Annotated in this window: 11 protein-coding genes and 1 pseudogene; 2 read left to right on the top strand and 10 right to left on the bottom strand. The window is 40.7% G+C overall.

The annotated features are described in order from the left end of the window. Positions 1-271: 271 nt before the first annotated feature. Positions 272-727: a divergent PAP2 family protein gene (locus V7K40_RS27990; RefSeq protein WP_298919701.1), complete on the top strand. Its 456-nt coding sequence runs from the start codon at positions 272-274 to the stop codon at positions 725-727. A 532-nt stretch (positions 728-1,259) separates the two neighbouring features. On the opposite strand, the gene V7K40_RS27995 is transcribed toward V7K40_RS27990, so the two are convergent. The 3 genes from V7K40_RS27995 to V7K40_RS28005 form a co-directional block, all read right to left on the bottom strand. Beyond that, entirely contained in the window at positions 1,260-1,868 is a 609-nt protein-coding gene (locus V7K40_RS27995) for a L,D-transpeptidase (protein ID WP_334965562.1), read from the bottom strand. A gap of 181 nt (positions 1,869-2,049) precedes the next feature. After that, a complete protein-coding gene (locus V7K40_RS28000; RefSeq protein WP_334965564.1) occupies positions 2,050-2,637 on the bottom strand; it encodes a hypothetical protein in 588 nt (195 codons plus the stop codon). An 82-nt stretch (positions 2,638-2,719) separates the two neighbouring features. Beyond that, positions 2,720-4,252 (bottom strand): protein kinase, encoded by a 1,533-nt coding sequence (locus V7K40_RS28005; RefSeq protein WP_334965566.1) that lies wholly within the window; start codon positions 4,250-4,252, stop codon positions 2,720-2,722. 725 nt (positions 4,253-4,977) lie between these two features. On the opposite strand from V7K40_RS28005, the pseudogene V7K40_RS28010 reads away from it, so the two are divergent. Next, positions 4,978-5,253 (top strand): annotated as a pseudogene (locus tag V7K40_RS28010) (ISKra4 family transposase); the annotation flags it as partial. 27 nt (positions 5,254-5,280) lie between these two features. Here the strand turns inward: V7K40_RS28010 and V7K40_RS28015 are convergent. From V7K40_RS28015 to V7K40_RS28045, 7 genes are all read right to left on the bottom strand, one after another. Beyond that, positions 5,281-5,904, bottom strand: coding sequence for a hypothetical protein (locus V7K40_RS28015; protein ID WP_334965568.1), 624 nt, complete (start codon positions 5,902-5,904; stop codon positions 5,281-5,283). A 234-nt stretch (positions 5,905-6,138) separates the two neighbouring features. Beyond that, positions 6,139-6,297, bottom strand: coding sequence for a hypothetical protein (locus V7K40_RS28020; RefSeq protein ID WP_334965570.1), 159 nt, complete (start codon positions 6,295-6,297; stop codon positions 6,139-6,141). Positions 6,298-6,326: 29 nt separating this feature from the next. Further along, a complete protein-coding gene (locus V7K40_RS28025; RefSeq protein ID WP_334965572.1) occupies positions 6,327-6,656 on the bottom strand; it encodes an MgPME-cyclase complex family protein in 330 nt (109 codons plus the stop codon). Positions 6,657-6,721: 65 nt separating this feature from the next. After that, entirely contained in the window at positions 6,722-7,441 is a 720-nt protein-coding gene (locus V7K40_RS28030) for a SnoaL-like polyketide cyclase (protein ID WP_334965574.1), read from the bottom strand. 126 nt (positions 7,442-7,567) lie between these two features. Next, on the bottom strand, positions 7,568-8,293 hold the full coding sequence (locus V7K40_RS28035) for a pyridoxine 5'-phosphate synthase (RefSeq protein WP_334965576.1): 726 nt from the start codon (positions 8,291-8,293) through the stop codon (positions 7,568-7,570). Positions 8,294-8,800: 507 nt separating this feature from the next. Beyond that, entirely contained in the window at positions 8,801-11,359 is a 2,559-nt protein-coding gene (locus tag V7K40_RS28040) for an ABC transporter substrate-binding protein (RefSeq protein ID WP_334965578.1), read from the bottom strand. A gap of 30 nt (positions 11,360-11,389) precedes the next feature. Continuing rightward, positions 11,390-11,767, bottom strand: a complete 378-nt coding sequence (locus V7K40_RS28045; protein ID WP_334965580.1) for a hypothetical protein — start codon at positions 11,765-11,767, stop codon at positions 11,390-11,392. Between the last annotated feature and the right edge of the window lie 315 nt (positions 11,768-12,082).

Here is a 12,082-nt window from a genome sequence, read left to right on the forward strand (position 1 = left end):
AAAACTTGTTAATACTACGCTTACGCTAACGGAATTCCTTTACCGCAAGCGTTTCATTGATTTGGAATCAGTGTTTTATTTACACTATGGTGTACTAGTGCCCAGCGGAATTCAAAATTCAAAAAGCTTATCAAATAAGCTTTTAAGCTATTTTGAATAATTGGTCTGTTTCCGCCGTGATGTACTAGATTAATTTCGGATTTTAGGTTGAATCTAAATGTTTCCTCAACCAACAACTGCTGTTAATATTTACTAACCTAACCAAAATACCATGCAGGACATAGGCAACATTTTAGACAACCGGGTGCTGCTGGTTGCTCTGGTAGCTTGTTTAATTGCTCAAGCATTAAAGCTCGTAATCGAGATCATTAAACATCGCAAACTGAATGTGCGTGTTTTGGTGACAACCGGAGGTATGCCCAGTGCCCATTCAGCTTTAGTTACAGCTCTAGCTGCTGGTGTAGGGCAAACACTTGGTTGGGCATCTCCTGATTTTGCCGTTGCTACGATTTTTGCCATCATCGTCATGTATGATGCAGCCGGAGTTCGCCAAGCGGCTGGTAAACAAGCTCGCATCCTTAATCAAATGATTGATGAACTATTTGATGAAAAACCAGACTTTAGCCAAGACCGTCTGAAGGAATTACTCGGACATACACCTGTTCAGGTAATAGCTGGGTCGGCTTTGGGTATAACCATCTATTGGTTAGCTAGGTCTGCTTATTAAGCTCGGTCAACGAATCTTTGTTTGAGCAGCTATTTGTGATTGGTAACTGGTAATTTGTCAACCGATTTCGGACTTCGGCTACGCTCAGTCGAACGATTTTGAATTTTAGATTCACCTGATGAATAAATTTAATAACTTAAGGATTTTGAATTTGTTCCACAAATAAATACGTTCACTTAAAACCTTTTTAAATTTTGTATTTTAAATTCAAAATTCGGTCAGTTGACAAATTACCACCCTGATAGTTATATATCAATATTCCAGCAAACTTAATTTTATTTAAATGCCAGCAGCAATGCTTAAAAATTAAGACCTACAAACGCGAACGCTGATATTGTACTCGCAGACTGTCTAAATTGCGGCAGATTTAACGTAGGTGACACAAAATGCAAAGTTTTTAAACTATATGATTTAGTTTGCACTTTATGTCAGCTGATGCCTGATAAAATCTATCATTTTTATAATGTTACCTATAATAAACCAAATTAAGTTTAAAAATTTGAAAATCAATTTATTAGCTCATTGTTTTGTGTCATTTAGTCACTAGTACAGGTGTTCCGATTTTCACCAATTCATAAAGTTTACGTACATCCTTATTATACATCCGAACGCAACCATGAGAAACTGCTTGCCCAACAGATTTTACACTCGGAGTACCATGAAATCCAATTTCATCCTTTCCATCTGTCCAAAATCCAATCCAACGTTCTCCTAGAGGATTATTTGAGCTTTTTGGAGGAACAATTTCTCTATTAGGAACGAAAGGGTTTTCCCAAGCTGGGTTTTGCACCATGTGAAGAATTTTAAATTTGCCTGTAGGTGTTTCCCATCCAGGTTTACCAATAGCTACTGGGTAGCTGGCTTGCAAACTGTCACCCCGATAAACGTAAAGTTTTCGTTCATTAAGTTTAAGTAGCAAATGAATTTCTTGCTCAGAAATGTTGGGAATTATTGGCTGTATGGGATGCTGGAGTTTGAGTAATAATCGGCGCTTTCGCTCAGAGTAATTTGGAATATTTGACTGTAATGGTAGAGGGTTTGATTCAACTTGAGGAGAAACTTGAGAAAAGTTTGGTTGACTATTAGTAACCTGAGCAGTGGCGTATGATTGAAGCGAGATCAGTGCTGCTATTGTTGTCAAACTAAACTTGAAAGTTCTACAAAAATACATACTACAAATCATTTTCTGTTGCATTAATTATTAATATTATAATTACTTTTAATCACCAGTAAGAATTCAGAACTCAGATATCAACTAGCTTAAAGTCTGAATTCTGAATTCTGAATTTCCAAATTACTAAATATCGCAAATCAAAAAAGTTCTATCCTCGTGCTCTTACAGGAGATGAAGGTGCTGGTTGGGAGTTTGGAGTTGAGCCTGAGTCTTGTGTTGGAGTTGGGGCTTTTGGTTTTTGTCTTCTTCTTCCACCTGAGTCTTGTGTTGGAGTTGGGGCTTCTTGTCTTGGTCTTGGTCTTGTACCTGGATTTGAATTAGGATTTGAACGTTGGTCTGGTTTTACGGGGGTTTGCGGTTCAGTGGCAGGTTCCTGTGGAGTTGGGGCAGGTTCCTGTGGAGTTGGGGCAGGTTCCTGTGGAGTTGTGGCAGGTTCCTGTGGAGTTGGGGCAATTTCCTGTTGAGTTGGGGCAGTTTGCTGTGGAGTTGGGGCAGGTTCCTGTTGAGTTGGGGCAGTTTGCTGTGGAGTTGGGGCAGGTTCCTGTGGAGTTGGGGCAGGTTCCTGTGGAGTTGGGGCAGGTTCCTGTGGAGTTGGGGCAGGTTCCTGTGGAGTTGGGGCAGGTTCCTGCTGTGCTAGAGTTACCTGTGGCAGAATAACTATACCAAAGCTGGCGAATAAAAGTAACCAAGCAGTAGAAACAATGAATTTCAATTTTTTAGATAACTTGTGTTTCATTTTTCGTTAATCAAGCGGATTTACATTCAATATTAATATTTATCATTCTTAAGTCATATTACACATAATACATGAAAAATTTTTATATATTACATGATAAATTGCTTCCTGGCAATTTTCCATTCTGCCAAATTCCACTCTTAAAAGAGCCATCTGCGAATTCAAATATTCCTTGGCCTTGACATCTCCCAGCTTTAAAATTGCCTCGATACTCATTACCATCTTTCCATCTAATTTTTCCTAGCCCCTCAAATTTATCGTTGACAAATTGACCTACATAATCTTTATAAAAACTGGTGCTTGGAGAATATAAAAATATGCCACAACCATTGCGCTGATTCTTGTTGAATTCTCCATCGTATCGACTACCATTTTTAAATATCATTACTCCCTTACCAAATAGTTTGTTTTTTTTATCTTTAGCCCCATAATATTCAGTACCATCTGCAAACTTTATATCAGGTTTTCTAGTTGAAGGAAGTGAAGTTAGTTCCGAACTGCAAGGTAGTGAAATAAATTGTTCAGTTTTTTCTGTTATTTGGGGAGATTGCTGTTTGGGAAAATCAGTTTTTTCTGTTATTTGGGGAGATTGCTGTTTGGGAAAATCAGTTTTTTCTGTTATTTGGGGAGATTGCTGTTTGGGAAAATAAGATAATGTAAGCATCGCCACTACTCCTGCTGCAATTACAGTTCCAGCTAAAACTGTCCGATTAAATCCAAATATCCACCTGTCTGTTAATTTTGGTTTTACAGGAGAAATTGAATAAGTTTGATCTACGATGCGAGTCAAAAATGTTGAGGACTCCAGTGCTTGTAACGCCTCTGCTGCTGACTGGTAGCGTTGGCTAAAGTTGTAACGCACCATTTTTGTTAAGATATCAGCTAGGCGATCGCTGACATTTGTCCAATGACGCCAGATAATTTCCCCATTTGCATCTTCTGAGAATTCTTGAGGTATTCTACCTGTCAAAGCTTGAATAGCAACAATCCCTACTGCAAAGATATCGCTAGAAAACCTTGGTTTAGAACTAGCTTGTTCATTAGGCATATAACCATTGGAGCCAATGATAATAGTCGAAGTCACTTGACCTTGAGTGTTTTGTACCAAACCTTTAATTTCTTTAACTGCTCCAAAGTCAATCAGCATAATCTTGCCATCATTTCGCCGGCGCATCAAGTTTTGTGGCTTGATATCTCGGTGGATAATATTCTGCTGATGTACCACTACTAAAACTTCAAGAATTTCCTGCAACAGTTGAACTACCTGAGCTTCACCCCACGGCTGGTCAGGAATTATCTCTGTAGACAAGTTACGTCCATCCACAAATTCTTGTACTAGATAAAATTCCCCATTTTCTTCAAAATGAGCGAATAATTTGGGTATTTGCTTGCTCAGGTTACCTAAGCGGTATAAAACTTCTGCCTCTGTTTCAAATAATCGTCTAGCGATTGGTAAAACTGCTGTATCAGAGGTTTTCGGTTTTAAGTGTTTGACAACACATCTGGGCTTATTGGGCAAATCTAAATCTTCAGCTAAATAGGTATCACCGAACCCACCGCTTCCTAAAAGCCCTACGATTTTATAGTGGTTGCGGAGAACTGTATTTATCGGCATCCATCTTACTCCGTAGGATGTTGTTGGCTTGATTGTATCACTTTGGCTGCTTATCCCTATTTGGCAAGAAGATGAAACAAAGGAAAAAATATTTGCGAGTTATCATTGCGAATTAAAGAGACTATACGGATACTGCTCATAACTGAGAAAATTATGGCAGTCAGAAAGAATGGTTAAAACAAATATTGGTACTACAAGTTACAAATGCATCAGCCGTACTTTCAATGCGCGATATGATCAAAACTAAGTACAGTTTTGCATAAAAGCGTAGCGTTTTTAATGCAGGGGGATGCATAGGCATTGCAGGGGGATACATTAGCATTGTATCGCGATGCATTGGCATTGTAAGGGAACGCATTAACATTGTATGGGGATGCATTGGCATTGCAGAGGGACACATTAACATTGTATCGGGATGCATTGGCATTGCAAGGTATTGCAAAATTTAGTTCGCTACGAATCAATGAAATGCTGTACTAAGTAAATGCAAATTTAGGCAAAGCTGGGACGGCAGAACATATTAATGTAGTCATGTCTGTTTTCAGACGTTCTATTTGGAATGAGATACAGAAAATAATTCATACCCTTGATGATTGCCTGTTAGACATTAGTTCTGGGTCTGAGCAAAAAGAGGAACCAAAAGATTGAATTCCTATATTATTCGCGAGTATTTATCGCGAATAACATGGATTCTTTTATTTCTGCCAAATAAGGATGTTCCCACTACTGGCGTGATTGAGGGTGCAATTCGTTACTTAATTAAAGACAGAATGGACATTACTGGCGCTCGATGGAGTCTTGAAGGTGCTGAAGCTGTTTTACGTCTTCGTTCTCTCCATGTTAGTGGTGATTGGAATGAACATTGGCGCTTTCATTTACTGCAAGAACGTCAACGTCATCATCTGGCTTTACATCAAGGTGGCATTCCTTTGCTCAAAGATGTGACTCAAGCTCGTTGTTCTACTACTAATAGCGTTGGTTGCTTGACTACATCTTCTTAAAAGAGCCGCACCCCAAACTTAATATCACTACAACCGCACAGTTGAGCGCAGCAGAATCACCTTACGACTATCTACTATACTTGCAACAAAACCGCCATTGTTCAGCTTTTGCAATGTGTTGTATGCTTCAGTTTGGTTAGTGGTATAAACTGCCAACAAGTAAGGGCGTTGTCCATAAGAAACAAAACCCACGTTACCTCTCACTACTTGCTGCACACTATTTACTAGTTCTGGACGGTTGTAATAATCTACCAGCACTGCATAACCCTCTCCTAAGGCTTGAGGATTATAGTTAACTGTTTGCTGAGGTGGCTGTTGCTGTGCCTGAACATTTGGCGTTGTTGGTCGAGTGGTAATTATGGCAGACAAGCCAACAATATTGCTGACATATCTCGCCCAACGATTGGCATCGTCAATTTTGTTAAAGCCCCCTACTCGCGTCACAGTTTCGTTGAGATATTTGCAAGTAATGGTCTTCAGTTGAGGTGGTAAGGCACTACGTAACTGCTTTTGATTATTTGCTGTGGGACTGACTACTAATAAAAGATACTCACCCGCATTTGGTGGTTGACAAAGGGGAATGGCTTGTTGAGCAAAGACAGAACTCATGCAACCAATCAATCCTGCGTAAGCGAAGCTCGTCGTAGACATCGCTAATCTTAAAACACTTGGTAAAGTCTGAAATCTATGCACAAAAGTTAGATTATGTAAATCAAGGTGTCCTAGAAGATTTTATAAGAAAAAAGTTGAAAACCCAGTTACTTCAGTATGGGAATGAAAAGAGTGTAAAAAAATATATTTTGTTATGTGCAAATAAAATAGGGAGTGGGAGATCAGGGGGACGAGGGGGATAAAGGAGAATTTACTTCCCCTTCTCCCTTGTATCTATTCCATACCCAATGCCCAATGACGCCAGTTGCTTCTTTTGTTTAAAGACGCAACTCTACCAAAAGCAGACGATGCCGCGCAATGAGCGTCGGGAACCTCCCAACGAGAAAGCCAGTCGCCTTCGGCGGGAAACCCGCCAGAGAGCGCTGGACTCACCGCAACGCACTGGCTCCCTAATGCCCAGATTAGGAAACAGTAGCAAGTGATGCCAAGGCATCGGATATTGTTTCAGAAGGAGCCTGAAATTCTCCAGTAATGACGTACTCTAAACGCAGTTTTAACCAAGTAATAAACTGGGGATTAGTGGAAATAATTGCTACTGCTGGTTGGGGACATTTCGCCTTTAGCTCTGTAAACTGCGGTGTTTCTAAGAAAGCTGGTTGCTGAACCAACCAAAAATCTATTTGTTTTTCTTGTTCGTGGTAATGACGGGTGCGCTCTTTGATAACTTCGTGTATCGGTTCTTCTTGGAGAAGAAAGCGTTGACTGGCCAAAACGTAATAGTATGTTTGCATTTTCATCCTTTAGTTACTATGTAAATAATTTAAGGGTACAGAGTGTAGCACTGTACCCTTACAAACTAACTTTTTTGGAATTTCTTGAACCAAGAACTGAACGGACAAGCACTTCGCTGGTTTTCAGCATTTGTTTGTTTGCCACCAGATGTTAGCTTTTCCAAGAACAGACTATTGTCAAAGTAGTGTTCTAAGGAAACAATCTTCAAGTCATCGCTAACTTTTGCAATGCTCATGCCGATAATTTCTATTGTCTCTCCAGTCGGTGCATGGTCTTTGTATTCTCCGTTAAAATGTCCCCAATGCCGCCACTTAAATGTCACATTTGGTGGGCCTGAGAAGACTTCCACCACTTCCCAAGGAAATCCTTGAGGAAATGTTGTGTGGAAGAGTTTTCCGGATGATTCAAAGGTTTCTTCTGAAGCCTTGTAATCTTCTGAATCAGCCATAAACAAATTGTAAGTACCTTGGGCTGATACATCTGCTGCTGTGTACTCTACTCCACCATTGGTACTTACACGAAACTTGTCATTCACAATAGACAGCCACTGTTGCGGGTTAGCTTTGAAGGATACCTCCATCTCGAAGGTTCGTACTAAGTTTTGCACGATCGCTTCCAGTGTACCTTCAAGGTGATTGTAGTTACTTTCTTGGGCGAGATTCTCGTTTGAACGGGAATAATCAGGCGGTGTCTGATAGCGCCACTTGACATCAGTGCTTTCTGCTATCACCTTATCTCTATCCTGTACCCAAAGCGGCAGGTTGTTAGACTGTGTTGCGCTCATAGAAGTTTTTGCTGAAGATTTGATCCCAATTTCTAGATTTCGCAGTGACAACCCCTCTTTTAAGCCAGGTTATAGGGGAGCAGGCAGAGGGGAAATTGTAGTAAGTGTTTCCCCTCTGCCAATGCCCTATGCCCCATTTCCTCGGATAGCTTGTTTCATCTCACGGACTGCCCTTTCCATACCTACTAATGCTGCCCGACTGATAATGGTATGACCAATGTTGAGTTCTTCCATATCTGGAAGCGCAGCCACCGGATAAACGTTCCAGTAGGTGAGTCCATGACCAGCGTTGACTCGTAATCCAGCTTGAATCGCTTGTTCACACCCTTTAGCTAATATGGCTAATTCTCGCTGGCGATTTGTTTCATCCTTAGCCTCAGCATATTGTCCAGTGTGCAATTCAATAAACCGCGCCTGTAGCTTGACAGATGCTTCAATTTGTGCTGATTCTGCATCGATAAATAAACTAACTGGAATGTTAGCGCTTTGCAATTTATCAACTATCTCACCTATTCTAGCAAGTTGCCCGACGATATTTAGTCCGCCTTCTGTTGTAACTTCTTCTCGTTTTTCCGGGACTAAAGTCACGTAATCTGGTTTGATATCGAGAGCGATCGCTAGCATTTCATCTGTAGCGGCCATTTCTAAATTCAGATGCGATCGCACTGTTTGCCGCAACAGTAGCACATCCCGATCTTGGATATGCCGCCGATCTTCGCGCAGATGCACCGTAATTCCATCTGCACCGGCTAATTCTGCCAGCACCGCCGCCGCTACGGGGTCTGGTTCCACCGTCCGCCGCGCTTGCCGAATGGTGGCGATGTGGTCAATGTTAACACCAAGTGTAGGCACCCCAAATTTCTCCCAAATCCACAGTCCTCAGAACTTGATTTTACCGGAAATCTTACAGCATTCTCGATCAGCCAACTAGCCTGCCTCCCAGTTTAAGTGCAAGCCTAATAGCCCAAGTCCACTTAATTGTACTTAAACACTACTTGGAACAATGTCTCCATCAGTGGTAGAATTCCGGGACGATCGCAATCGATTCCATACCGGAAGAGGGGACATTATCTCTCGCATTCGATTTGAGAATTATGAAATTTTCGGAGTTCCTGAACTTTGGTAACATACACAACAAGGTTTATAAATTTCCTTGTTAAAAGAAGGAAAATATATAAAATCTAAATTTAGTCCTAATTTTCCTGATATTCCAGTTGTTGAATTAATCCAATCAATATATTCAGCAATGTTTAACAATTGGGAAAAGTCAAGCTATGCGTAATTTTCGAGATTGGGTGAAGAATAATTTATAAAAATATGATCGCTATTTTAAAATATCACAATAAATAACTGTGATCGCTATTGGGTAAATCTGCAAAATTCAGGTTGAATTGGCACAAACTCATAAGTGTCAGTGCGGGGTTTTTGTTGAACTTTGATTAAGCAGGTAAGATTATTTTTGCGATCGCCTGATTTTGAAAACTGAAACTTTCCTGTTGCACCATCAATAGGGTAACTTAAATTGTGCAACGTCTTTTGCAGTTCTTCACGGGTATTACTTTGCCGCAAACCTGCGATAATCGCCAGAGTTGCATCATAGGTTGTTGCCGTTCGCCAATTCACAGGCCCGCCCCAAAGTGTCTGAGCCTTTTGTGCAAAAGGATTACTGGGAATTGCTTGAGGATGCCAAGGTGCAGCAAGTACCAAACCGTTGACATCAGCCTTCCCTTCTCCTCCTATGGTTTGTTGGGTGTAGAGTGTTGGACTACCAAATAGCGGCAACTGTCCTCTATTAGCTCGTGCCACTTCTAGAGCTTTATTAATTCTTTTTATAGAAGGAGCTAATAACAAACCATCTGCTTTGCTGCTAAGAGCCTGAGAAATTATTGCCTTAGGATCAATGGAGTCAGCAAGGTTGCAAAGAGTAGGATTAATTTTGTATTTAGCTTCTTCTGTCGCTTTGATAAACTGGTCTGCGAAACCACTATTATCAAGAGAATCAGCATCAACACAAATAACAATATTGGTTTTCCCAGCAGTATTGATGATATAATTAGTAAGTCTTTTTGCTAAATTATTAGTACTAACAGTACGGAATACATACTTGCTAAGACCAGATAAACGTTGGTCAAAACTAGTAGGAGAAATCATCACTAACCTTCTTTCTTTATACTCTTGTGCTGCATATTCTTGTGCTGCGGCTAGGGCAGCTTCGCTCGCGTTGTGACCCACTACAGATAGAATGCTTTGATCTTTGACGAATTGTTTAGCAATATTTTGGGCTGGGCTTTTCTCATTATCATCATTAGCGATTACCACCTCCAAAGCTTTGTGATTAATACCATCGCTACTGTTGTTTACCTCATCTTGAGCTTGAGCGACACCCCGTAGCATCTCTTTTGCTACATCTGGATTTGCATCTGTACCACCAATAGGTACACTTACAGCAATTTTAAGCTTGTCTCCCTTCAGCCGAGCCTTAGCATTGTTCAAGTAAATCAATGCTTCTGGGTCCCTGAGATTAGTTCTTCGATATGAATTGAACTTATCAATAGCAGCTTTACAATCATCGTTGGCTAATGCTTTAACTCCATCTTCTTTATCACGGTTCGTATCTTGTTTGACTAAAATTTCTTCGCCCAAGCTAATTCTGTTACCCAAGCTATACTGCTCTTTGTTAGCACAAGAGTTTGGTATAGGTTGAGATTCTTCTCTAAGTAAAGCGTATATTATAGCACCGCCGATAACTACACCAATAATACAGGCTCCTATGTAGCGAAGAAAATCGCTATTTTTACTTGTAGTAATTACAGTTTGCTCAATTACTCTATCTGTTTGTTCGGCAAGTATAGGAGCTTCAACTAACGTTATATCTTCATCTCTAAGCCCTAAAACTTGCTGAAGACGTTGCAATAAAGCGCGAGTATTATCGGTGAGAGGAAATTTACGTTCTATCTCATTGCGTAATGTCTGTTCATATCGCTGCAATTTCTGTTTGTAGACTTCTATAGGTTCTAAAACTTGAGTCTCAATATTACCAGCTTCTTCAGGTGTTAATCTCAGACTTTGTCTTAACTCATTTAATGTAGCGCGACCAGCCAAAGAAATCTCACCATTACCGCTTTTTAAGCAAAACTCAACTTCTTCTCGATATTTGCGTTCTTTGATCTTTGGCTCATCGGTGGGTGCTTTGGCAAGCTTAATTTTAAAGCCTTCTCTAACGGCATATATCTCCGGTCTCATAGCCGGAGAAGCTTCTTGTACCTTTCTCGTAGCATAATCATGCAATTCATCAACAGAGATCAAGCCATCTTGATCTCGGTCTGCTACACCAGTCTCTAGTCCCTCAACTATGTAACGGGTGTAAGTTGAAGTATCCGCCCCTTGCTGTTCAAAAGAATATTGGGTTGAGGTACTAGATGTCAGGACAGCTCGCCCTTCTCCACCCAATTGGTTCCTAACATCCACAAAACCATCATCTCTTGCTAACATACCCTCAGCAAACGCCCCACTAAAGCAACAATCAAGAATAACTACCTCACGCCTAGAGCGACTATCGCTCATGAACTTATGTACAGAGCTAGCTGCTACTGTAGTTGTCTCAACAAGTTTCCCATGTGAATTCTTGCGGGTGTTGCGAGCTGCAAAATAAAGCTTACCGCTCTCATCTTTAATGCCATGACCAGAGAAAAATAACAGCAAGAGGTCATCTTTTTGGCGACCAGCAAATAAGGTTTCAATGGCTTCCTCCATTGCTTGTCGTTGAGGATTTATTAACAGTGTTACGTCATCAAAACCGCCTATCTGTGGGTTTAGCAAAACTCGCTGCATCGCCTCCACATCTTTTGTCGCTGCTGGCAATGGGGTAAGACCAGGCTCATATTCACTGACTCCTATTAGCAGGGCTACTTTTGCCATCTCGCTACTCTTCCTTACTGCTGGGATTTTTTAGTTTCCTGCGATGAACTTTTGAGCTTGTTCAATGGCGGCGGTTAACTCTTGCTGACTGCTAGCTTTTACCTTAAGTTTTTTACCGTTAGCCTCAACTTCCAACTCAATAGTTTTGTTACCTAAGCGATCGCCCAAATATCCCAGCAATTTCTTAAAATTGGCAAGACTCACCTCTGTCTGCAACACCCCCACTAGAAAACCGCCAACAGACCTGGCTCCTTCCGGTATTTCTGTAACTGCTACGAGTTCAGCACTCTCTACATCTAAGTCCTTAATTTCTCGGAGGAGATTTCGCGTTTCCCGTTCTTGCTCCTCTGCATCTAAGTCTGGATTAGAATGAGCGATCATCAATTTGACGTTAGATTCAAAACTCATTTTGTACCCTTTTCGGTTTCAAGCAGTTAACAGTCAACTATATTTCCGTGATTTCTCTATTGACATCATATCTGCTCTGTAAATTTCCTGAAACTTTTTCAAGATTTTTACAAAAACTCATAAAATTTAGGTAAAAATTACTAGATATCAAAAAGACGTAGCACTGCTACGTCTCTACATTCTTTTTCGGAGATGTCTACGACGTGAGCTTAATTAAAATAAGTCCAAATCTGTCACAGCACCAATGCTGCTAGAAGATACCAAAAAGGCATATTTCGCCAACACGCCTTTAGTGTAACGTGGTGCAGGAGGTTG

It is taken from the genome of Nostoc sp. (genome assembly GCF_036917195.1).
Lineage (GTDB): Bacteria > Cyanobacteriota > Cyanobacteriia > Cyanobacteriales > Nostocaceae > Nostoc.